Annotated in this window: 20 protein-coding genes; 9 read left to right on the top strand and 11 right to left on the bottom strand. The window is 35.8% G+C overall.

Annotation, left to right across the window (positions count from 1 at the left end; all coding sequences use genetic code 11):
* Window positions 1-95 precede the first annotated feature (95 nt).
* The 3 genes from OM074_RS14410 (at window position 96) to OM074_RS14400 (ending at window position 4,687) form a co-directional block, all read left to right on the top strand.
* Window positions 96-1,295 (top strand): pyridoxal phosphate-dependent aminotransferase, encoded by a 1,200-nt coding sequence (locus OM074_RS14410; protein ID WP_301200638.1) that lies wholly within the window; start codon window positions 96-98, stop codon window positions 1,293-1,295.
* Window positions 1,296-2,381: 1,086 nt separating this feature from the next.
* Window positions 2,382-3,626, top strand: a complete 1,245-nt coding sequence (locus OM074_RS14405) for an ABC transporter permease (protein WP_301200636.1) — start codon at window positions 2,382-2,384, stop codon at window positions 3,624-3,626.
* 380 nt (window positions 3,627-4,006) lie between these two features.
* Window positions 4,007-4,687, top strand: a complete 681-nt coding sequence (locus OM074_RS14400; RefSeq protein WP_301200634.1) for an NUDIX hydrolase — start codon at window positions 4,007-4,009, stop codon at window positions 4,685-4,687.
* On the opposite strand, the gene OM074_RS14395 is transcribed toward OM074_RS14400, so the two are convergent.
* Complete coding sequence (locus tag OM074_RS14395; RefSeq protein ID WP_301200632.1) at window positions 4,638-6,059, bottom strand: MltF family protein; 1,422 nt, start codon at window positions 6,057-6,059, stop codon at window positions 4,638-4,640. The two genes, OM074_RS14400 and OM074_RS14395, sit on opposite strands and share 50 nt — an antisense overlap.
* A 93-nt stretch (window positions 6,060-6,152) precedes the next feature.
* Window positions 6,153-8,219 (bottom strand): putative porin, encoded by a 2,067-nt coding sequence (locus OM074_RS14390; protein ID WP_301200630.1) that lies wholly within the window; start codon window positions 8,217-8,219, stop codon window positions 6,153-6,155.
* A gap of 178 nt (window positions 8,220-8,397) precedes the next feature.
* On the opposite strand from OM074_RS14390, the gene OM074_RS14385 reads away from it, so the two are divergent.
* The 3 genes from OM074_RS14385 (at window position 8,398) to OM074_RS14375 (ending at window position 11,911) form a co-directional block, all read left to right on the top strand.
* On the top strand, window positions 8,398-9,063 hold the full coding sequence (locus OM074_RS14385) for a DUF5020 family protein (RefSeq protein ID WP_301200628.1): 666 nt from the start codon (window positions 8,398-8,400) through the stop codon (window positions 9,061-9,063).
* Between the two features lie 11 nt (window positions 9,064-9,074).
* Window positions 9,075-10,367 (top strand): NCS2 family permease, encoded by a 1,293-nt coding sequence (locus tag OM074_RS14380; protein ID WP_301200626.1) that lies wholly within the window; start codon window positions 9,075-9,077, stop codon window positions 10,365-10,367.
* A gap of 200 nt (window positions 10,368-10,567) precedes the next feature.
* Window positions 10,568-11,911, top strand: a complete 1,344-nt coding sequence (locus OM074_RS14375) for an MATE family efflux transporter (RefSeq protein ID WP_301200624.1) — start codon at window positions 10,568-10,570, stop codon at window positions 11,909-11,911.
* 62 nt (window positions 11,912-11,973) lie between these two features.
* Here the strand turns inward: OM074_RS14375 and OM074_RS14370 are convergent, their stop codons facing one another.
* The 3 genes from OM074_RS14370 to OM074_RS14360 form a co-directional block, all read right to left on the bottom strand.
* On the bottom strand, window positions 11,974-12,687 hold the full coding sequence (locus OM074_RS14370; RefSeq protein WP_301200622.1) for an energy transducer TonB: 714 nt from the start codon (window positions 12,685-12,687) through the stop codon (window positions 11,974-11,976).
* 310 nt (window positions 12,688-12,997) lie between these two features.
* The gene (locus OM074_RS14365) at window positions 12,998-13,825 is read right to left on the bottom strand and encodes a nitroreductase family protein (protein WP_301200620.1); all 828 of its coding nucleotides are present in this window, start codon (window positions 13,823-13,825) and stop codon (window positions 12,998-13,000) included.
* Between the two features lie 31 nt (window positions 13,826-13,856).
* Window positions 13,857-14,132, bottom strand: coding sequence for a cysteine-rich small domain-containing protein (locus OM074_RS14360; RefSeq protein WP_301200618.1), 276 nt, complete (start codon window positions 14,130-14,132; stop codon window positions 13,857-13,859).
* A 260-nt stretch (window positions 14,133-14,392) separates the two neighbouring features.
* Here OM074_RS14360 and OM074_RS14355 point away from each other — a divergent pair, with 260 nt between their 5' ends.
* The 3 genes from OM074_RS14355 to OM074_RS14345 are packed head-to-tail and all read left to right on the top strand — an operon-like array spanning window position 14,393 to window position 17,953.
* On the top strand, window positions 14,393-14,968 hold the full coding sequence (locus OM074_RS14355; RefSeq protein ID WP_301200617.1) for a glutamine amidotransferase-related protein: 576 nt from the start codon (window positions 14,393-14,395) through the stop codon (window positions 14,966-14,968).
* A gap of 1 nt (window position 14,969) precedes the next feature.
* Complete coding sequence (locus tag OM074_RS14350; protein WP_301200615.1) at window positions 14,970-15,812, top strand: mechanosensitive ion channel family protein; 843 nt, start codon at window positions 14,970-14,972, stop codon at window positions 15,810-15,812.
* Complete coding sequence (locus tag OM074_RS14345) at window positions 15,809-17,953, top strand: ATP-grasp domain-containing protein (protein WP_301200613.1); 2,145 nt, start codon at window positions 15,809-15,811, stop codon at window positions 17,951-17,953. Before OM074_RS14350 ends, OM074_RS14345 begins: the two co-directional genes overlap by 4 nt.
* Before the next feature lie 70 nt (window positions 17,954-18,023).
* Here OM074_RS14345 and OM074_RS14340 read toward each other — a convergent pair whose 3' ends face one another.
* The 6 genes from OM074_RS14340 to OM074_RS14315 form a co-directional block, all read right to left on the bottom strand.
* On the bottom strand, window positions 18,024-18,872 hold the full coding sequence (locus tag OM074_RS14340; protein ID WP_301200611.1) for a sugar phosphate isomerase/epimerase family protein: 849 nt from the start codon (window positions 18,870-18,872) through the stop codon (window positions 18,024-18,026).
* A 25-nt stretch (window positions 18,873-18,897) separates the two neighbouring features.
* On the bottom strand, window positions 18,898-20,289 hold the full coding sequence (locus OM074_RS14335) for a carbohydrate porin (RefSeq protein WP_301200608.1): 1,392 nt from the start codon (window positions 20,287-20,289) through the stop codon (window positions 18,898-18,900).
* A gap of 14 nt (window positions 20,290-20,303) precedes the next feature.
* Window positions 20,304-21,677 (bottom strand): L-fucose:H+ symporter permease, encoded by a 1,374-nt coding sequence (gene fucP, locus OM074_RS14330; RefSeq protein ID WP_301200606.1) that lies wholly within the window; start codon window positions 21,675-21,677, stop codon window positions 20,304-20,306.
* A 31-nt stretch (window positions 21,678-21,708) separates the two neighbouring features.
* On the bottom strand, window positions 21,709-22,617 hold the full coding sequence (locus tag OM074_RS14325) for a carbohydrate kinase family protein (protein WP_301200604.1): 909 nt from the start codon (window positions 22,615-22,617) through the stop codon (window positions 21,709-21,711).
* A gap of 162 nt (window positions 22,618-22,779) precedes the next feature.
* Window positions 22,780-23,778: a LacI family DNA-binding transcriptional regulator gene (locus tag OM074_RS14320; RefSeq protein ID WP_301200602.1), complete on the bottom strand. Its 999-nt coding sequence runs from the start codon at window positions 23,776-23,778 to the stop codon at window positions 22,780-22,782.
* Window positions 23,779-23,993: 215 nt separating this feature from the next.
* Window positions 23,994-24,647 (bottom strand): cation diffusion facilitator family transporter, encoded by a 654-nt coding sequence (locus tag OM074_RS14315; protein WP_301200600.1) that lies wholly within the window; start codon window positions 24,645-24,647, stop codon window positions 23,994-23,996.
* Window positions 24,648-24,706 lie beyond the last annotated feature (59 nt).

Here is a 24,706-nt window from a genome sequence, read left to right as displayed (position 1 = left end):
ATTATAAACAACGCCTGATTATTAACTCTAAAAATGTGACAAATAACAGGTTTTTCTTATTTTTGCATTCACTTTGAAATTTAACACTTAATATTATGCCATCTATTTCAAAAAGAGGGATTGATATGCCTTCTTCGCCAATTCGTAAACTCGTTCCTATTGCAGATGATGCAAAAGAAAGGGGAATCAATGTTTACCATTTAAATATCGGACAACCAGATATTCTTACTCCAAAGGTGGCCATTGACGCGATTAAAAATTTAGACCGGGACATATTAGAGTACAGCCACTCTGCCGGATTAATCGAATACAGGGAAAAACTTGTTAAATATTACGCAAAGTTTGATATTGACGTAAAAAAGGATGAAATCATGGTAACAACAGGAGGCTCTGAAGCTTTTATGTTTGCTTTCTTCTGTTGTTTTAATCCTGGTGATGAGATTATTATTCCGGAACCTTTTTATGCCAATTACAGCGGATTTGCCACTGCCATGGGCATAAATATCAAACCTATTACTTCAAAATTTGAAGAGGGTTTTGCCTTGCCTCCTATCGAAGAATTTGAGAAACTTATAACATCAAAAACAAAAGGGATATTTATCTGTAACCCGAATAACCCTACCGGGTATTTGTATTCAGAGGAAGAACTGAATCAGCTTCGTGAAATAGTTTTAAAACACGATCTATACTTATTGTCGGATGAAGTATACAGGGAATTCTGTTATGATGATTACACCCATATTTCAGCATTAAACCTTGAAGGTCTTGATGACAATGTGGTTTTAATTGATTCGGTAAGCAAACGGTACAGTGAATGTGGTATCAGGGTTGGGGCTTTAGTAAGCCGGAACAAACAGGTAATTGATGCTGCAATGAAGTATGCCCAGGCAAGATTAAGTCCGCCTTTATTGGGGCAGATTGCTGCGTGTGCCTCATTAGATGCCTCTGAAGAATATACGCAGACAGTATATAATGAATACCTGGGCAGGAGGAATGTATTGGTTGAGGGACTTAATAAAATTCCAGGAGTAAAATCAATGGTTCCCAAAGGGGCTTTTTATACCATGGCAAAACTCCCCGTTGAAGATTCCGACCATTTTTGTGCATGGATATTAGGAGAATTCAGCTATGAAAACCAAACTGTAATGATGGCTCCCGGATCAGGTTTTTACAGCAGCAGATATTTAGGCAAAGATGAAGTGCGTATTGCCTATGTGCTAAATGAAGAAGACCTGAAGAAAGCTTTAATTGTTATAGAAAAAGCACTTGAGGTTTATCCGGGAAGAAAGCAATAATGAACTGCGAAGTTGTGTGGTAAATGTATTTGTAATAAAGAGTATATTGATAAAAGTAGCAATAGGGCGAAGTGCGAAGTGCAAAGAGCAGAGGGGTGAGAGCGGAGAGCAGCCTTCTCCTACGGATCCGATCTTATTTACAAAGCGCTTATAAAGATCTGATCCAGATCCGGAAAATGCTGTTCCTGAGCAAAGGTGTTGTAGTAGCAAGCAATTAAGCTAAAGCGCAGCGTCCTAAAGGCGTAGCCGTCCTATTAGCTATCAGCTATTCAATACGGATCCGATCTTATTCACAAAGCGCTTATAAAGATCGGATCCAGAGAAATGATGTTCCTGAAAAAAAGATGTTTTAGTAGCAAGTAATAAAGCTAAAGCGTAGCCGTCCTATTGGCTAATAGCTATCGTCATACGGATCAGATCTTATTTGAAAGGTGCTTATAAAGATCGGATCCGGAAAATGCTGTCCCTGAAAAAAAGATGTATTAGTAGCAAGAATTAAAGCTAAAGCGCATCGTCCTAAAGGCGTAGCCGTCCTATTGGCTATCAGCTATATTATACGGATCCGATCTTATTTACAAGGTGCTTATAAAGATCGGATCCAGAGAAATGCTGTTCCTGAAAAAAGATGTATTGGTAGCAAGCAATTAAGCTAAAGCGCAGCGTCCTAAAGGCGTAGCCGTCCTATTAGCTATATTATACGGATCCGATCTTATTTGAAAGGCGCTTATAAAGATCGGATCCAGATCTGGAAAATACAATTCCTGTGCAAAAGATGTTTTAGTTGCAAGTAATTAAGCTAAAGCGTAGCGTCCTAAAGGCGCAGCCGTCCTATTAGCTATCAGCTATTCAATACGGATCCGATCTTATTTGCAAGATGGTTATAAAGATCGGATCCTGAGAAATGCTGTTCCTGAAAAAAAAGATGTATTGGTAGCAAAAAAACAAGCTAAAGCGCAGCGTCCTAAAGGCGTAGCCGTCCTATCAGCTATCAGCTATTCCACAACAATCTGTAAGTTCCTCTGTGTGATAAAATACTTTTGAACTATATTTGGGTTTTAATATTCTGGAAAATTTAAATCATATACATTGAATTTAAACCTCTATATCGCTAATAAAATCCGAAAAGGAGAAGTTACTGGTAAAAAACTGGCCGGCCCTGTAATTAAAGTTGCCACATTAGGTGTTACAATCGGAATGGTGGTTATGATATTATCTTTAGGGATAGGAACCGGGTTTAAAAGGGAAATTCGTAATAAAATAGTCGGATTCAGCTCTCATTTCCAAATCATTAACTACGACTACAATACATCTCTTGAAACCAACCCTATTGAAAGAGATTCGGTATTTGTAAACCAAATATCACAAATTGAGGGAGTAACCAGAGTTCAGGAGTTTGCAACAAAACCGGGCCTTATAAAAACAACTGAAAATATCCAGGGAATCATAATAAAAGGAATGGGCACCGACTTTGATTGGAACTTTTTTAATTCTATTATTATTGAGGGAGAAAGGCCCGATATTTACCAGTCTACAACCTCAAATGATATCATCATATCTTCAACCCTGGCAAAACTACTAAAATTGAAAGTTGGCGACCGGGTACCCACTTATTTTTTTCAGGAAAAGATAAGGCCCCGAAACTTCCGGATCTCTGCCATATATGATTCACATCTACCTGAGTTTGACAAGCTTTATGTGTTTGCAGATATCCGGCACATTATTAAGCTAAACAACTGGAACGAAAATCAAATAACAGGATATGAAATTACTCTGGATGGCTTTGACTTGATTGCTCCTTTATCTCAACAAATTGACCTGTTGGCAGCTTCCAGAATATCTCCGGATGGCGGGTTATTACGCTCAACCACAATAAACCAACAACAACCCCAAATTATGGGGTGGCTTGATATGCTGGACATGAATGTTACTGTAATTCTTATACTGATTATTTTGGTGGCCGGGTTTAATATGATATCCGGGTTGCTGATAATTATATTGGAACGAACCTCTATGATTGGTATATTAAAAGCTCTGGGCAAACAGAATTGGAATATCAGAAAGGTTTTTATATACCTGGCCACCTTCATTATTGCCAAAGGCATGATATGGGGCAATATTATAGGCATTGCTATTTGTATCCTTCAGCATCAATTCGGAATTATCCATCTAGATCCTGATAACTACTATCTTGATTCAGTTCCTGTTTTTATTCAACCCTTACCTATTGTTTATTTAAATATAGCAACCATTATTATCTCCTATTTAATGATGATAGGTCCTTCATATTTAATTACAAGAATCACTCCGGTTGAAGCAATCAGGTTTGATTGATCATTCATCTGCTAAATATACCTTATATAGCTTCGGATAATATTGTACAGCTACGAACATGGAATGTACGAAAATGAACAATATGCCAATTACCTCAAATTAAGCTAATAAAATACAGCGTAAAATATTTCCATACGTATATATCTATAATACAAACATATAGTGCTATTTAAAATATTAAGTTTATATAATTACATTTTTTGGCACACTTTTGGTTTTACCTTATGCGTATTTATACAAAAGGTTTAAATTAAAGACAAGACAATGAGAAAAATGCTGGAAACGTCCAGCATTTTTTTTGCTTTTTAAGGAATTTATCTTTGTTTTGAAATCCAACTTTAGTAAAGATTTACTAAATTAAAACATGCAAAGGGATCGATATGATGACAAAGTTTATTGAAATATTAAAGGAGCAGCTAAAAAGTGAATTGCCTGGAGAAAAGGCCCATAAAATAATGGCTCCCAATACAAGGTTTACAGGATCTGTAATGCCTGATAAAGAAATAGCCAAGGCCAGTGCCGTTCTAATCCTTATATATCCTAAAAACGGTTCTTTACACATACCTTTTATTTTACGACCTGAATATGATGGTGCACATAGCGGTCAGGTAAGCCTTCCCGGAGGCAAAGCAGAACCAAACGATCCAGATATTTCGTATACTGCCTTACGCGAAACTTATGAAGAAATAGGAATTGATATTTCCCGGATGAACCTTTTGGGGAGGTTAAGTGAAATTTACATTCCCAACAGCAACTTTGTGGTTCACCCTTTTATTGGCTACTTATCGCAAACACCAACATTTACTCCCGACCCATTTGAGGTACAAGCAGTTATTGAAGCTGATTTATATGATCTTTTACAGCCAGAAACAGTTTCTGTTTTTGAAAAAGAAAAAAACGGACATCACATAATTGCACCATATTTTAATATTGAAAACAATAAAATATGGGGGGCCACAGCAATGATTATAAGCGAATTTAAAGAAGTTATTGCCAATTCGGGCTATAATATTACTCCATCAGATTTTTATAATGCTCATAACGTTCAAGAATCTCATTAACATATAAATAAGGCTCTTTCCCCCTGCAATAACCGAATTCAACAACCGGATCATTAAAATATTTAGGCTGAGATTTATTTAAAAGATAATAATCTACATTACCCTCCCATACCTTGGGATCTTTGCCATTTTTCTCTGCCAGTCTCATGGCATCCAGTACATGGCCTAAACCCACATTATATGAAGCCAAAACAAACTTCAGCCTTTCCTCGGGGTTGTCCACCCTTAAAGCCATTCTTTTATCAAGCCACTTTATAAATTTGATGCCTCCCCTAATATTTTCCTGTGGCGAAGTAATGTTATTTACACCAAACTTTTGGGCCGTCGCAGGCATCAACTGCATTAAGCCCTGTGCCCCCGCCCAACTTTTAATTTCGGGAAGGAACCTGGATTCCTGATAAATCAGGGCAGCTATCAACTTCCAGTCCCAGTCAATATTTTCACTTTCTTTTTTAATAATATCGTCGAATTCAGAAACCAGTCCCCCCTTTAATGAATTATACCCGGCATCTACAATATGGGTAGAACGACGGTTGAGAAAGTATTTTTTATAAATGATATTATACTTGGCTGATTTGGTAAACCTGATCAGCCAGTTATTGATAACCTGAAGTAAATCTTTAGATGATTTCCGCACTCCCCAAGCCATTTTTTGGGGAAAACTAATGGGGGTTTCAATATCGATATTTTCGTAATAGTTTTTGTTTACACGAGCTAAAATCTCATCACAAATAGTGTATGATATTTCTCCCTCAGCAACCAAACCTATTAATTGTTCTGCTTCATAATCAGGTATCTCTACTACATTTATGCTATCCCCTATTTCATCTGATAAATTGTTCAGACGGGTAACATATGATGATCCTTTTTGTACATAAATGGTTTTACCTGCTAAATCCAGTTGATTCCTAATCAAATCATTGAATCCGGTTCTGGCTTTCTCCTGATCTTTATCTTCGATCCTCTGAACCAGGACCTGGCGTGAATAGGTATGAGGCTCTGTAAACTGTATTTTCCTGCCTCGTTCCCTGGTAACTGCAAGGTTTTGTGCTATCAGGTCAATTTTGCCACTACGCAAATCGTTAATGTTCTTTTCTACATCGTTACTAACAATCACTTCAAGCTTCACCCCAAGGTTGTTGCAGAACTCATTCAGCAATTCAAGCTGGTACCCCATGGGAGTACCTTTATAAATAAAATAATTGGTAGAATTATAATCTGTAACAACAATCAGCCGACCTCGTTTATGGATTTCATCCAAATCAAATGCTACTTCTTCTTCTATGTTATTGACCACTTTTTTACCTGATGGTTCATCACATGAAACCAATAACATTAGTAAAAGTGTAATAACTCCTGCTACAACTCTCATAAGTAAGTATTTAACTTTTAGCCCACAAATATATAATCAATTATAGTTCTGCACAAAAGTAATTGACGAACCACAATAATCTTATACTTGATTTTAGTCGTAAAAGTTCCATGAAACACCCCATTTTATGCGCATTGGAGCATTGGGATAGCCTTGTGTAAGAAAATAGTTCCGATCCATAAAACTTTGATTAAAATGATCAAGCTTTACAAAAATCCTGGCTCTTTTTAAGTGAAAATTTAAGAAGGCATCTAAAAATGGATAGTCTCCTACTTTAACTTCATTTTTGTTATAAAATTGTCCTGTAGCCGGCATATAGGCGGGTGCATAATATGCGGTATGATATCTTACATCAACCCCAACCTGCACTTGCAACACCCTCTTTGCCAGATAAAAATTAAAATAATTAGAGCTGTATCCGGCAAATTCAGGTAAGGGGTACACCTTTTCATCAGAAGTATACTGATACGCCAACCTATTGTCACTATGGAATGCGCCTAACTCAAAATCCTTATTTAAGGATATTTGAAATGCACTAACTACATCATCCGACTGCTCTGGCAAAGCCTTATTATTCCAATAAATATAATCAGTAAACACCTTTGATTCCCAGGATAATTTAAAGTTTCTGGTTGGTATTTTAATCCCGGCTTCCAGATTTACAATTTTTTCCTGTTTAAAGTTTTCGCTCCATTTAAAATGATTTGAATAATAATTCTCTTCTAAAAATTCGGCACTCCTCAGCAACAGTTTACCTCTTGCATATATCCCGGCAGTATCCTTAAATATTTTATATAGTGAATTTATATTCCCCTGCAATTCCAAATCTCCCAGCCTATATCCCTGAATATAAAGCTTTCCACCTGCATTCCACCAAAAATTATCTCCTAAATTTTTAAATACCTGTCCTCCAATATAGGTAGTAACAAGGGTTGTGTCGTTACTATTATATTTTAATGTATAGCTGGTTTTATCCTTGTTAAATATAGAATCTTGTTCCGATTCGTATTTATAAAACTTAACCTCATTACTAATAAAAGCCCTTAATCCAAATTTCAATAAGGAATTTGCTTCTTCATTAAATTTAATTTGAAAAGTGTTTTTAACGAATGAATATCTTGTAGAATCCCTTGTTTCCAGATCATCCACATATACCGTATCGTACAAAGGCAACTGATTGTTATCATCAAAATACTTATCCAACCCATCTATTTTGTAAACCCTTTTGTACATCCCTGCATGTAAACTATGAAATACAGTACTTACCGGAAGTTCATAATCTTCTTCAAACTGGCTTTCACTTTCTATACTATCGGTAACCGGCCTGTTTAGTTTTATTTTACCTATGCCCAACGAGTGGTTGTAGAACATTTGATAGTTTTCAATTTTATTTATGGCCGACATATATTTAACAGGTATATCTTCAGCCCGAGTATAGTCATCATATGTATCATCGTCGGTTATAATGGTATGGTCATCATCTTCCAAACCGCCATTTTCATAATGTTGGGCCCTGTTAAAGGTAAATACTGCATGCATTGAGTATTTATTGCTGTGATAGCTGGAATACAGATTAAAATTTCTGTTATCCACCTGTTGAGCTTCGTATAAACCAACACTTGATACCAGGTTATATCTGATACCGAGATTCCAGTCCTTGTTTATGTTTTGCGTAAAAAAACCTGTAAAATTTTCTTCAGAACGTCTGCCCGGACCTGCGTTTATATACGTAAGGTTAGTATAAGGAACCTTGGTATTAAAATATTGTATATCCCGGGGTTGAACAAAATGCTTTTCCAACGAATTCAAAAAGATAAACTCATTAAAATCAGACCCATGGCTCAACAAGTTGGATTTATAAGCACTACCCTTGTTCCCTAAATAAATATTTGAATAGCTTTCTTTAAATACGGGATCATAGTTATGAAAACCGGAAGTAATGGTATCTACAATTACAGTATCAACAAAAGTATAATCATCAACCATTTTCCACGACCAAATCCTGTCGTGCAAATCAACAAGTGTACCTGCTTGGTGCATATGCTCATGCTCCCCTGCTCCGGGCATTGAACCTCTTCTTTCAGGCCTTCCTTGCTGTGCAAAGACTCCTCCGCTTAATAGTAAGTAAATAAGTATATATAATATTCTCGTATTCATCATCGGCAAAGATAGAAAAAAATGTTTCGGACAAACATTAAAAAACTCCCTCTGCCCTACAATTTCCATTCCCAAATTTGGAGTTTAGCTAAAACAATCGGAAACCAGCGCCTAATGTTTTGCTAAAACTAATTTTTCTTTAATTTTGGGCACTTAATTACTCAATTAAACAATTATCAAAATGAAAAAAGTATTAGTATTTACAATGCTAATTATGCTAGGAAGGCTAGCATCAGCACAAAATGTACAGCTGCACTACGATTTTGGGGAAGACAGAAAAATGTTTACAACCACAATGGAAATGTTTAAGCCCGACAAAATGGGTAGCACATTCTTTTTTATTGATTTAGACTATGGAAGTGATATTAGCGGCGTAGATAACGGAGTATCTTTATCTTACTGGGAAATTGCAAGAAGCTTTAAATGGAATGAAAACCAAAAGTTTGAGCCTCGTATAGAATTCAACAGTGGTGGATCTACATTATTTCAAATCGAAAATGCATGGTTAGTTGGAGCTCAATATACTTTTAACAATGCAGATTTTTCAAAAGTATTATCTCTGCAAGCAAATTATAAATATATTAAAGATAAAGAAGATGCTTCTTTTCAATTGACAGCAGTCTGGGGTTTGCATTTCTTCGAAAGAAAATTATCATTTACAGGATTTGCTGATTTTTGGAAAGAAGAAATGTTCTGGGGAACAGATTATAGATTTTTAACAGAACCCCAGATTTGGTGGAATGCGATGGAACATTTTTCTTTTGGAGGAGAGGTTGAGTTAAGTAGCAATTTTGCAGACGACAAATTTGTTGTAAATCCAACTTTAGCTGTTAAGTGGACATTCTAAAATAGTTGATTATGTTAGAAAAATTCTTTAAACTAAAAGAAAATAAAACAACGGTAAAAACAGAAGTAATTGCTGGTATTACCACATTTATGACAATGGCCTATATTTTGGCTGTAAACCCTGATATTCTTTCAAAAACGGGAATGGATATCAATGCTGTTTTTTCTGCAACCGCAATCTCTGCAATTGTAGGAACACTAGTTATGGCCTTATGGGCTAAGCTTCCTTTTGCATTGGCGCCAGGAATGGGATTAAATGCTTTTTTTGCATTTTCTGTTTGTATTGGAATGGATTGTAGCTGGCAATTTGCTTTAACTGCGGTTTTTCTTGAAGGTATTATCTTCCTTGTATTAACCGTGTTTAATATCCGGGAGCTTATTGTAAACTCTATACCTACCAACATGAAACATGCTATTTCTGCAGGTATTGGTTTATTTATTGCTTTTATTGGAATGCAACATGCCGGTTTAATCGTAAATAACGACGCTGTATTGGTTGGTTTAGGAAGCATGAAAGAACCAACTGTTTTAGTAATGGTATTTGGATTGGTTATCATTGGAGTTTTACTTGCTTTAAAAGTAAAAGGTGCATTATTAATAGGAATATTCGCAGCTACTGTTTTAGGTATTCCAATGGGCGTTACCAAACTTCCTGATACCTCATTAATATCTACCCCACCAAGCGTTAGTTCTATTGCATTCCAATTCGATTTCCACGAAATATTTTCAATGAAAATGTTAGTAGTATTATTTACATTTTTATTTGTAGATATGTTTGATACAGTTGGTACTTTAATTGGAGTATCTTCCAAAGCAAACATGTTGGATAAGGACGGAAAATTACCAAGAGTGAAACAAGCTTTATTTGCTGATGCCATTGGTACAACTGTGGGAGCTGCATTAGGAACTTCGACTGTTACTACTTATGTAGAAAGTGCCTCAGGAGTTGCAGAAGGTGGTAGAACCGGCCTTACTTCATTAACGGTTGCTGGTATGTTTTTAATTGCGCTGTTTCTTTCTCCATTGTTTTTAATGGTTCCGGATGCAGCAACAGCTCCGGCATTAATTATTGTAGGTTCATTTATGCTTTCTCCTATATTGAAAGTAAACCTTGAAGATTATACTGAATCCATTCCAGTATTTTTAACTGTTATTATGATGCCTTTAGCATACAGTATTGCAGAAGGTATTGTATTTGGTATGCTGGCTTTTGTAATTTTAAAATTATTATCAGGAAGACACAAAGAAATCTCTATTGTAAGTTATTTCCTTGCTGTTCTGTTTATTTTAAAATTTTTAATGTAAACATCTGGATAAGATTAAAATACTTAACAACTTTATTTGTTGAGATAATATTTATATCCTAAAATATATGAACGCCTCTACATTTTGTAGGGGCGTTTTTTGATTATTCATGATATATTGTGTTGCTTTGTGCCTTACATCATCAATGAACTATTAACATTAAAAACAATTATAGTTTATAAACATTTACACTCCCATTAATGAAAGACCTTACTACAGGAAATGAAGCAAAATTGATTTTTAATTTTGCTATGCCCATGGTGCTTGGAAACCTGTTTCAGCAGTTGTATAATGTAATAGACAGTGCTATTGTAGGTCGTTTTTTAGGAGATCAGGCCCTGGCAGCTGTAGGAGCCTCCTTCCCTATTTTTTACACATTAATTGCTTTTGTAATTGGTATTGGAAGCGGGGCCACCATAGTAATTTCACAGTATTTTGGCGCGAAAAAATTAACCGAAGTAAAAAGAGCTATAACCACCATCTATATATTTTTAATGTTTGCCAGCGTTGTTACCATGTTTGTAGGCATTACTTTTGCCGAAGAAATTTTCCGTTTGCTCAACGTTAGTGAAGATGTATTACCCCAGTCGGTTGACTATTTTACTACTTATATGACTGGTATGGTAGCATTTTTTGGATTTAATGGAACCACCTCCATTTTACGGGGATTGGGAGATTCCAAAACCCCTCTTCGTTTTTTAATATTTGCCACTATAACCAATATTACCCTTGATATTTTATTTGTTGTAGTATTTAAATGGGGCATTAAATCTGTTGCCTTTGCCACTGTTATTTCACAGTTTATTGCTTTTGCAAGAGCCATATATTATTTACAGAAGCAGCAACATATCATATCATTTAACCTCCGAAAATGGGTTTTCGACACAAAAATATTCAGGCAAAACATCAATATAGGTTTACCTACAGCCTTTCAACAAACATTTGTTGCCTTAGGCATAATGGCCTTAATTCGCATTGTAAACAATTTTGATTCTAATGTATTAGCAGCCTTTACTGCTGCCGGCAGAATAGATTCTTTAGCAGCCCTCCCTGCCCTTAACCTGGCCTCGGCGTTATCAGCCTTTGTGGGACAAAACCTGGGAGCCAATAAAATTGAAAGGATAAAGAAAGGTCTGAGAGCCTCCCTCTATATGGCTTGGTCAATTTCATTTTTAGTGATGGTAATGGCTTATTTCTTTGCGGGGAACCTGATGTCATTGTTTTCATCTAGTGAAGTGGTTATAAACCATGGAAAGAACTATTTGATTATTGTAAGTTCCTTTTATATGGTGTTTTCAACTATGTTTATAATCCATGGCGTTTTAAGAGGGGCCGGAGCCACATTAATTCCCATGTTTATTTCACTGATGAGTTTATGGGTGATCCGTATCCCCCTGGCTATATTATTCTCAAACCACTTTGGAGTAAATGGAATATGGTGGGCCATCCCTGCAGGTTGGAGTGCCGGGATGATAGGTTCACTTATTTATTACCTGACAGGAGCCTGGAAAAAGAAGGGGATTATTAAACACACAACCGATTAACATTAAACACCAGGCTAATCAATAGCCTGCTTTTCTTCTATTGTTTAACAATCCATAAGATATTAATTCAGTACAAAATTAATTGGTATGGAGTATTGAACCCGCACGGGTTTTCCTCTCTGTTTTCCAGGTGAGAACAGAGGCAGTGATTCCACCACCCTAACAGCCTCCTTGTCTAATTCCGGGTGGACTCCCCGTGTAACGATAATATTAGAAACAGTTCCTTTGGGAGAAACTACAAAAGATAAATAGACCCTTCCCTGTACCCCATTCTCTGCAGCAATAACAGGATACCTGATTGCTGCAGAAATGTACTTCATCAATTCCACATTACCTTCCTGGGTTGTTTTACAGATATCAGGCCTGAATATTGGCATTTCTTCCACCACCATAAAGACAGGCATCTCCGAAACTTCCTCTTCCATTTCAAAATCAACCACCTCTGTAGTTTCAATAATTTCATCCTGGTCGGTTTCACTATCTAATATGAGCAACTCTTCATCTAATTCAATATCATTTTCCACAATATTAATTACATCATAAACCTTTGCCGGAGGGGCTGGTGGTGGAGGAATTAAATGTTCCTGACGTGTAATAGGAATCATTTCTTCTTCTGCAACCTCCTCAAATTCAACAATTGATAATTCGGCCCCTTTTTCTTTAAAATTCAATTCCATTGAGAATAACACAACAGCCATGGTAAACAACAGGCCCAGTTCGAAGAATAATGAACGTTTGTGTTCTAAATCTGCGTGGTTGGTTTTACGAGCTTTCATAACTCTAAGTATTTACCGGTTAAAATATAATCAAATGATATAACCTGTATAACCCGGAGTTCAGCATATATTAAAATTGGAGAAACATCCGTGCTATCAGGAGATTACAAGCACTAACTCCATACTTTATTCTATTTTAAATGTTTATACGAAATTATTGATAAAAGGTTTTAATAAATGCTCTTTTTTTTATGCCCAAACTGTTAATACTAAACCTATTCCTTACTTTCAATAACCTTTTCTATAAGAAGTAATAGAATACTGAAAGTAAGGAATATGGGCTTAATACGTTTTCTTTTTACCTTAGCTTTTATAAGCTAATCCGTTTTATTGCCGGCTCATTATTTTGAATAGACCGTGAATATTTAATGGCAGACTTTCCAAATATCATGGAAGCTACTATTTCATGATCATCAGGTATATTTATAACCTTCTTTAATTCGGGTGCTACATCTTCAAAAACATATTTAGCAAAGCCATCCCATAAAGTCCCTATTCCATTAGCACTGGCCAATAAATCAAAATATGTTAATGCTATGGAGCAATCAATATGAGGCTCTGTTCCGCTATGAGGGGCTGAAACAAGTATAAAATGTGGAGCATTTCTAAATATTACGTCAATCTGCTTCTTTTCCCATACTTCTCTGAAATTATTTAAGAATAAATATTTTTCGGGAAACCGCCCTTCTTCAAAAACTTGTTTAAGCGTATCGTAGGCCAAGTTCCTGAGCTTGGCCATATCGTCCTTGTTATCAACCACAGTAAACTGAACTGCATTTTCATTTTTACCGGTAGGTGCATATGAAGCTTTAGCAACAAGATGATGAATTAATTCTTTATCAATTTCTTTCTTGGTAAACTTTCGGGTGGAACGACGCATCTGCATCAGGTTTTCCAACTCTTCAGACTTGGGAATAGGTGAACCAACAGGAATACTATCGCCAGGTTGCTTACCCCAAATTGAAATGGCACCTTCAGGACAAACAGCCAGACAGTGTTGGCATTTTAAACAGTTTTGCTCTTTTCCTTCTTTAATCTCAGGAAATTCAGTTTTGCTATCTATAATCAATACCGGACAATCAGAACTACATTTACCACAATGCGTACATTTGCCTTTATCAACCTTAAAATCTATCATTATAATAATTCTTAAAAATTTACGCTATAAATTAATCCCTTTTACTACCTATCTCCATCACAAGATCCATCTTACTCATAACATGTTCATAAGCACCTTTAGAATGAGGGATTTTACAATCGCTACAATCCTTTTTGCCATTGGTATATTTAAAGTTACCTCCACATTTGTCTTTTAGCATATACAAAGGGCAAAAGCAAAACAAGCAATTAAAATCATCTTCATTTTTTATTTTGTGGCATGGAAAGAATTCACACTTCCTGTTTTGTACAAACTTATAGTTTTCCGTTTCAATTACAGACTTCATGGCAATTAATTTTTTAGGCTGACAAAGCTAAGGTTTTCTTTTATAAAGGCATTATTACGTCATATAAAAGTAATATATAGGCTGTATACAATAGTTGTATCCCATCAATTTTTAAACACAATAAAAAAACATAATTATTCGTGTTTTTACCTATAATTTCTCCAATTGGTATGTTTTTTTACTTTATTTTTGATTTAAGAATAGTTTAACATTATTCAATTACATTTTGATTCAACAAGTTTTTATCATAATTCTATAAGATGCTATTAATCATTGACAACCAAAGTGCTTTCATAAAGAAATTCAAACGTCAGTTTCTTTCAGAGCAAGATTTTGATTATGTATTTTTTGATCACAACCAACCAATTACTTTATCTGCAAAAACACAGATTAAAGGAATCATTTTATCCGGAGGGAAAGGCAATCCATATGAGCCATTAAATTTAACCTCAAATTTTGTCGCGCTGATGAATTTTGACGTACCGGTTCTAGGTTTCTGTCTCGGACACGAAATCATTGCGGTAAGTTACAGGGGCAGAATTAAAAAGCTTCCTGAGTATCACAGTAAAAAAGAAATCATTACCATAACAAACCAGGAAGACCCTATTTTTGAAGGATTAAAGAAATCTGAAGTATCTTTAGTAAAAAGGCATTCTTTTCATGTTTCAGAACTCCCTTCTTCCTTTGATAGTCTGGCCATTTCCGACACCTGCTCAAATGAGATTATCCGCCATAAATCAAAGCCCATTTATGGATTCCAATCACATCCGGAAGTATCGGGAGAAGATGGTATGGTTATGGTTAAAAACTTTTTAAAGATTTGTAATATTTTATAATATGGATTGGCAGTATTGGCTTCAAGTGGCAATTATTATTGTTGCGGTTTATTTATCATCATTTATCATCCGGAAGTTTTTGGGTTTGTTTATCAAACGGAAATCATTAAAAGTTAATGTTGATCCCACCAACTTTTCATTTCTAAAAAACTCAATTAGCTTTTTAATATATACAGCAGGACTTATAGCGATTTTTTACATAACCCCATCACTAAAAACTGTAAGCAAAGCATTATTTGCAGGAGCCGGGGTTTTGGCGGCAATTATAGGTTTTGCTTCGCAAAAAGCGTTTAGCAATATTATAAGCGGTATTTTTATTCTGATATTTCGCCCTTTTAGGGTGAACGATGTGATTGAGATTAATGGTATTGACAAAGGTATTGTCGAAGAAATAACCTTACGTCACACCATCATAAGGAACTATGAAAACCGCCGTATAATTATTCCTAATTCAATAATAAGTGAAGCCACAATTATAAACAGCAATATAATAGAGGAGAAAATTAAAAAATTTGTAGAATTTGACATAAGCTATGAATCAGATATTGAACTTGCAAAAAAAATCATATACGAAGAGGCTGTTAACCACCCTTTAATATATGATAATCGCTCTGAAGAAGATAAGAAGGTAAATAAACCGATGGCACTTACACGAGTTATCCGCCTGGGAGAATACTCTGTAACCATACGGGCATATATATGGGCAAAAAACAATGATGATGCTTTTGTACTAAACTGTGACATGAATGAATCCGTAAAAAAACGATTCGATCAGGTAGGCATTGAAATACCTTACCCACACAGAACCATAGTTAATAAACATTCAAAACAAATTACACAATGAAAGTTGCATTAATATATAATAAAGACATAAGTGGTGTGATCAACACCTTTGGAATGCAGAACAAAGAGTTCTATAACGAAAAAACCGTAAAAAGAGTGGCTGAAAGTCTGGAAAAAGCAGGACACAATGTGGCCATTTTAGATGGAAACAAACAGATTATAGAAAGACTTGAAAATTTTATGCCCAGGGTAAATGAAGGCGAACAAATGGGCATGATATTCAATATGGCTTATGGAATCCAGGGCGAATCCCGTTATACACACATTCCTAGTATGTTAGAAATGCTAGGACTACCTTATGTCGGCTCTTCACCATCTGGTCATGCGCTGGCGTTAGACAAAGTATTGACTAAGATTATCTGGAAAAACAACAACCTTCCCACACCGGATTTTTGGGTATTCAACAATCATGAAGAGGACATGTCGACTGTAAAATTTCCGGTAATTGTAAAACCAAAAATGGAAAGTGTTTCATTTGGCTTAAAGGTAGTATACAATCAGGAAGATTTAAGAGAGGCCGTACATTATATTGTTACAGAATTTGACCAACAAGCTCTGGTTGAGCAATTTATAAGGGGACGTGAATTTTGTGTGGGGCTCATTGGGAATTCCCCGGTTGAATCTTTCCCCGTACTGGAAATTGACTTGGAGGGAGATCCGGATGCCATACAAACTGTTGATGATAAAAAGCATAAACCCAAAAAGAAAGTTTGTCCTGCACATATCAGCCCCGAATTAGCAGAAAAAATGCAGCAAATCAGTATAGATGCCTTTAATGCATTAAACCTAAGGGATTTTGCCCGTGTTGATATCCGGTTGGATGAAGACGAGAACATTTACCTGTTAGAAATAAACTCCATGGCCAGCCTTGGAGAATCAGGCTCCTATCCCACTGCAGCAAAGGTTGCCGGATATAACTTTGAGGGACTTGTAAACAAGATGCTTGATGTGGCATCTGTTCGCTATTTTACCAATGCCCTGCCACAGGGAGACAATAACAAGTCAAAATCAAAGACAAGTCAAACATCGCGAATGCGGACTTTTATAAAAACCAGGCAGCAACGAACGGAAAAACTTCTAAAACAGATGGTTGATACCGATACATACGTAAGGAATGTTGAAGGAGTAAATTATTGTTCCGGATTAATTAGTTCTGAATTAAGCCAAATGGGTTTTACGCAGGAAATATACCCTCAACTTGAAGTTGGAAACATATTATATTTTTCCAATTCATTTAATCAGGAGGTGGATTATTTAATTGTACAACCCATAGATACCAGAATAAAATTAGCTAAACACGAAAACTTCCAGGAACATGAACAATATTTGGAAGGAACAGGTATCTGGGAAAATAAAGGTGGTATTGCTATTTTAATCTCAGCTCTTCAGGCACTAAAGTTTTCAAGGAGTTTGAAAAAATTAAAAATAGGGATTTTATTAGTAACAGACTCTTCTATTGATGGTAGGTATTCCAAATCTATTATCCAGCAAAAAGCGGAAATTGCCCAATCTGTGATTTCATTAAGCGGCTCATCAAAAAGCGGAGGACTTATCTTATCCCGCTCCGGATCTGCACTTTATCGCCTTGATACAAAGATGTTAAAAAAGGACAATCCTGAACATGTTTCAAATACAGCTATGAATTTTAATAAAACACTTGCTGCTATTACCGATATTTCTTACAACGACAGCAACAATATTATAGCTCCTTTTGACATAGAATTTAAGAGTAATATTTTTAAACGATATGCATATGGTACCGCCGGTATTAGCGTACGCTACAATTCACCAGAAGTACTTGACGAGATAGAGATGAAAATAAAGAAGATTCTGTCTACGCAAAAAAGAAGTAAAATTTATCAGATGAAGATAGAAGGTGGTTTGAAGAGACCCGCACTTTCTGCCTCTGAAAAATCTACCCAATTATTTAATCAAATCTGCGAATTGGCTAAGAAGATTGATGTCCGAATCACTGAAGAACACAGATGGAGTTCTGCAGACATCTGTCACATAAAAAAGGATTTACCTATAATTGATGGACTTGGACCAGTTGGAGAATACCTTCCCTCAGATAATGAAAGGATTATCCGCCATAGTATAACAGAGCGAGCATTACTTTTAGCTTTACTACTAAAAAATTAATACAACAAACTCCCGGTTAATGTAAAACCGGGAGTTTTCATATGATTCCACCTATAACAATATGGTATTATTATGTATTATACCATTTGTTTACCATATTCTTCATAAATTGCAAACTTCCTTTTGCCAAATCTTCAGAGTTGTATTTTGAAGGTCGCCATAAGGAGGTTGGTCCTACAAGCTCTTTAATTTCGGATGAGAAATTTTCAAGTACCAGTGGACCTTGGTAGTTAATCTCAGATAATGCCTTAAAAAAATCATCCCAGTTTACGTTTCCCTCTCCTGTCATGCCCCTGTCACTTTCTGTAATGTGGGTATGTTTTAATTTATCTCCTGCCCTGATGATTGGATCATACAGGTTTGTTTCTTCAATGTTCATATGGAAAGTATCTATATGTAGTCCTATGTTTGGCAAATCAATTTCCTCAATCATATCCAACACCTCGTCGGCAGCTGTAAATACATAACTCTCATAACGATTGATAGGTTCAGGAGCTATTGTAATGCGGTGATCTTTTGCATAGTTTGCCAATTCTGTAAATACTTGTTTAACTGTTTCCCGTTCATTTATTGTACAGGGGGTACCTGTAAAACTCCCAATGGCTGAGTGCAATACACCACCTAGAAAGTCCCCTCCCATTTCAGATACAATATCAATAGCTGATTTTATTAACGCTAAGGCCTTTTCAGGATAAAGCGGCATATGGCTGTCTGCAGGCAAGTTCAGACTGCACCGTGCTTCAATTCCGTTGTTACTTAATTGTTTTCTAACTTTTTTTGCATTAAACTCCAGGTTTGATGGCAAACTGATTTCAAGCATATCAAACCCGTATTCTGCAGTTTTTCTTATGGAATATTCACCTCCTTCTGGAGTCCAGTAAGGGATAAATGACAAGTATGAAGTTCCAAATGTTGGCATGATAAATCAATTTTAGTGTAAATAATTAGAATAACCACATTTCGGTTTTAATACCGATATAAGTACCCCAGCTTTTATTGTTCAGCTGAAGATAAGGCGAATACTGATTATCTTTTGCATAATCATTGTATTTCGCAGCCGACATAACAAGACGGATATGAGGTCGGCACCATGCATTCTTTTTTCCTAAAGGCACAATAGTTGGTGCAAAAGAGAATTTCAACATAGAAGCGGTTGGATTATTACCATCTTTACGTGTTGCATAATGAACTTCATTAATTAAATGCAGCCAGTTTTTGACATAATACAACGAACGCGCCCCCACAACAAAATCAGTTTTTCTATTATAGATTTCACTCTTATCATAAAACAGCGCTTTATTATTGCTTGAAGAACCTCCTTTACTATTGGTAAAGATACCATATCCATTCAGACTAAAATTTTTGTGTAAATTTAACAGGAAGTGCTCAACCATTGTTACAGAATACGCATTGGTATATTTACCATTTTGATCAGGAGCCCCATAGGTTGCCCATGTCCAGGTATTTCCATTATCCCCGCCATTGGCAATGCCAGCTCCATATCGAACTGAAAACTGATTAAAAGAACCTTCAACCTTGGTTTTTAGCGGAGAATTTAATTTGGCACCCAATACCCATCCCCAGTCTGAAGGATACGAATAATCCACATCTTTTGAGTTTTCTGCCACATAATGATACTCGCCGAGTAATTTAAGGGAGTTTCCTCCTTTTAACTTCATTGTATGCTCCCCTACAAATACCATTCTCTGACGAATAGCCGGGTTAGTAGCCCCCTTAACTGTTACCTGATAATTATAAGGGTAAACTCCTGAAGAATCAGATGAAGACGGCATATAGATCGCAAATTCGGTGTCTTTGTAGCTAACCCCGGCCCCTTGTGCAGAATGGTCATCAAAATAAAAATAATCGCAAATATGGATATCATCATATCGTCTAAACCTTACACCTGCCCAGGCCGACCAATCACTACCCATAATATTTTTGGCTTCAACATAGGTTTCAGGTAAAATAAATGTTAACCCCTGAGGAGAACGAGAGCTCACATTCCCCATAAACTGTCCGTTTTGAGAGTACATACCTAAACGAACCTGCATGGTTACATTGGTAGTATCATCGTTCTCACTTTTTGGAGTAAAATGAATAGCAGGTAATAAATCCATATAATCATACTGTTCCATCCTACCGGCAAGCGATCCCTGCCCCGAAAGATTTAAAGGTTTCCATTGCATTCCTTCTCCATTAGGAGACATCCCTATACCGATCCTTCCGGTGGTTCCCATCGAAAAATTTGTATTCGTAATAACAACCTGAGCTGTCATAATTGAGCTAATAAAAATAATAGCTACTATACTGATATATTTTCTTGTAGATTTCATTTTCTTAAAGGCTTTTAGATTTCACAATTATAACTTAAGGTCTCTTGTGCTTTGGGTTTTAAGAAAGACTGAATTGAGTACTTTTTCCTTGAAACCGATAATCCATACCATGAAACATAAGCAAAGCAGATTAAAGGCAACAGAAATGAGAAGTTTACTTCTGAGACTCCCATTATTTGAATATCGGCTACTCCACTACCGGATATATCAATAATAGAACCTTGAAGCTTAGGCATTAATGCTCCGCCTACGATCCCCATTACCAATCCTGCCGAACCAATTTTTGATTCCTCTTCTGTTAACCCACTTAAAGCGGTTCCAAAAATTGTAGGATACATTATCGACATAAAGAATGAGGCCAGAACAATAAAATTAAGTCCTATCACATTATTTAAAAGAATAGCTCCAACCATACTTGCAGCTGCGCCCATACCGAAAAGCGAAAGCAACTTTCCTTCACTAACGTATTTTAGCAAAAAGGTTCCAACTCCTCTTCCAACAGTAAACAACACAAATGCAGCAAATTGGTAGTAACCAGCAGTCACATTATCAATATTTCCCGCTTCGGCATAATGGTAAATATAAGTCCAGCACATAATTTGGGCACCAATGTATAAGGTTTGCGCCATGACTCCGGAGACGTATTTTTTATTTTTTATTAAGGCCTTTAACGCCTGTCCTATATTTTCTGAGCTTGATTTCTCTGAGTTCTTTGATTCTGGAATTTTGTTGATCAGGAATAAAACAAAGATGCCTAAAATAACTAAACCTAATATTACATAAGGGTCGCGAATAGTCATTAAATCAGTAGTTTTTATTAAAACTTTAGAAGCTTCGTCTAAACTGGAAAAGTTTTGAATATCATCCGATTTTAAATTTTTTAGAACAAATTGTTGCGCAATTAACAATCCTCCAAGCAAACCAATTGGATTAAATGATTGAGCTAAATTTAAACGCCTTGTTGCAGTTTCTTTGCTCCCTAATGATAAAACATAAGGATTGGCAGCTGTTTCAAGAAAAGCCAGACCAAAGGTTAAAACATATAAACCCAAACAAAAGAACCAGAATTGTTCAGTTATGGCTGCAGGATAAAATAACAATGCCCCTGTTGCATAAAGTCCCAAACCAATTAAAATACCAACTTTATAAGAGTATTTTTTCATAAACATTGATGCCGGTAGAGCCATACAAAAATACCCACCATAAAAGGCCATTTGCACCCATGCAGCCTGGGAGTTTGACAATTCCAATACCTTTTTAAAGGCTTGAACCATAGGATCTGTAACCGCATTTGCAAATCCCCAAAGTCCGAACAATAAGGTCACTAATATAAAAGGAAAAAGATTTTTTTTAGAAATACTTTTTGTGTTGTAGTTATTATTTTTCATAGCTGACAAATATTAATTCAAAAGATTTTTTTTACATTTCACTAATAGCCAATTGATCCAAGTATTCAATTTGGTAATCAGGGCATGCACCTTCCTGAGATGTAACAAAGGCACCAAGAGCAGTAGCGTAGTACATTCCGGTTTCAACGGGTTCATTCTGGATCTTTTTGGCTAGGAAAGCAGCAAGAAAAGAATCTCCACTTCCGACTGTATCTTTGACTTTTACTTTGTTTGCAGGGAATGAACACTCCGTTTCCATATCGTAATAAGTGGCACCACTACTCCCTTTGGTAACAATAACTTCATTAATATTATACCGGGATTGAAGAAAACGCACACTACTTTTTTCATCCAGCTTTTCTTTGCAAAACCAGGAATTAAGTAACTGAAGTTCTGATTGATTTAATTTTAAAAGATTGCACTCATTAAGCAGATGCTCAATAATTTCTTTAGAATAAAAGGGTGGTCGCAGATTTATATCAAAAACTTTATATGAAGCTTGTTCCAGTAATTTATATAGGGTTTCTCTTGATTTTTGGCTCCTGGTACTTAGTGTTCCAAAAACAAATGCATCAGCACTTTTAACTTCTTCAACATGATGATTCATAAAATCAATATGATCCCAGGCTGCATCAGCTTTTATAACATAACTCATTTCATGATCCTCTCCGGCTATTGCGTTAACAACACCTGTTTGATTAACATCATCAATTTGGCAATTGTTAATGGAAACACCCCATCCGTTAAGAATATTCAACAGGTCTTTTCCCAATTGGTCGGTTCCCACCCTACTGATCATTTTGCTTTCAACACCAAACTTATTTAAGTGGTAAGCAACATTCATTGGAGCCCCACCAGGTTTTGTCTGGTTTGGGAATATATCCCATAGTACTTCCCCGTAACATACTACTTTGTTTTTTCTAAAATTGGATGAATTCATTTTGATAAATTTTTATTGTTGAAATAGTTTAATCGTTTAAACAGCGTTCGTAAAAAATTTTCAGAACCTGATGTCCTGAACAGCGCGCACTATTGGCCGGAGTTTCTGTTTTTCACTTTTGATTATTTCTTGCTTAATCGTTTAAACCTATAATCAAAAAAATTATTTTCGGGAAGTTGAATCCCGAACGATGAGTTCTGCTGACAGGAATATCTGTTCTTTCTTTTTATTATCAGATATGGCCTGAATAATCAGTCTTACAGCTTCTTTACCCAATTGAGGAAGAGGTTGATTAACATACGTGATCGATGTATAAAACAGGTCAAAAGCATCAGTCTTATCAAAAGCAATTACTCCTAAATCGCGAGGTATAATAACTTCCTTACTATTTAAATACTTTAACCCTGAAATAGTTAAAAGGTTAGATGTAAAAAAGATAGCATCAACAGATGGTTCAGATTTCAGAAAAGAATCAATTGATGACTCAACATCTTCCTGAATGTGCCCAAGTCGGACTTTACCTACCTTACTATGACCATTAAGTTGTTCTGTAGCACCACGTAAGCGTTCATTTAAATGAACTAAAGAAGTGTCATATGATACAATGCCCACATTCTTATATTTTTTTTCCATTAAGTGTTTCACTACATCTTCAGAGGCAGAATAATTATCAACAGCTACTGTATTTGTTGGAATGCCCGGAAAATATCTATCTAACAAAACAAAAGGAATGTCCTTCGATTTCAAATTTGACACAATATGTTCTGAATTATCAGGTAATGATAAAATCAAACCATCAACCTGACGATTTAAGAATACATCAATTATCTTTTCTGATTTTTCTATATCCTCATCCGAACTACCAATAATTACTGCATATCCCATCCTATCTGCTTCATTTTCAATAATACGGGCAATTTGCGATGAAAACGGGTTTGAGATATCTGCCAGAAGCAATCCTATTGAGTTTGTTTTGTTTGTTTTTAAACTTCGAGCAATCTGGTTAGGTCGGTAATTCAATTCTTTGGCAACTTCCTTAATACGGCTTGCCACCTCTTTGCTTATGCGCCCTTCCATCTTTCCATTAAGCACATAAGATACCAGTGCAGTTGAAACGCCAACTTTTGAAGCTATATCTTTTAATGATGGTTTCTTTTTCATTGCTATGATCTTATGCTAAAATGATTAAATAACATCACAAATATATAGTTTAAACGTTTAAACACCAAATAAAATTAAACTTTTTTTATATTTTTTTTTACATTACACATCCCAATCGCAGATATATCAAGGAATTTAAAACAAATATTATTATAGAATGTGAACAAACCTATACTGAAGTTAATCAAATATTATATCATGTGTTAAAACTATAATCAATGTTGATGTCCGTGACTATGCTCTGTGCTGTTATTTATATCCAATAGCACAGATCCGGAGTCTTTTAATAATCCAACAGACCATTTTATAATAACCAGGGAACTGATAATAGCGGCTATAGTATCAATAAACGGTATATCCCAAACCATGGCAGCAATCAACCCTACAATTGCCGACAAGCTGGTTAACGCATCTGCTATTACATGCAAATATGCGGCTTTTATATTGTGGTCGGAGTGCTCATGATCGTGATGTAAAAGAAAGGCACTGGCTATATTAACCAACAGGCCTATTACAGCGACTAATATTGCTTCTTTATATACAATTTCAGCAGGGTTAAAAAAACGATCTACCGCCTCTACCATGATAACAATAGCAAATATTAATAAAAACAGACCACTGTTATATCCCGAAAGAGAGAGTATTTTATTAGAGCTTCCGTTAAATTTTTCGCTCTTTGATACTTTTCTAACAATAACATAGGCTAACCAACTCAAGCCAATGGCTAAAACATGCGAACCCATGTGTATGCCGTCTGCCAATAAAGCCATGGAATTGGTGGTTAAGCCATAAATAATTTCAACTACCATGGTGACGGCAGTAAGCAGAACTACCCAAAGTGTTTTTTTCTCGTGCTGATGGTTTTCCATACTTGTATTTTAGATAGAAACACAAAACTACAAAGAATGGTTCGGCATTTAAATACCAA

Origin of the sequence: Plebeiibacterium marinum (genome assembly GCF_026013615.1) — a bacterium.
Classification (GTDB): Bacteria; Bacteroidota; Bacteroidia; order Bacteroidales; family Marinilabiliaceae; genus Saccharicrinis; species Saccharicrinis marinus_A.
The sequence above is the reverse complement of the archived record's forward strand: the minus strand, read 5'-3'. Positions and strand labels throughout refer to the sequence as shown.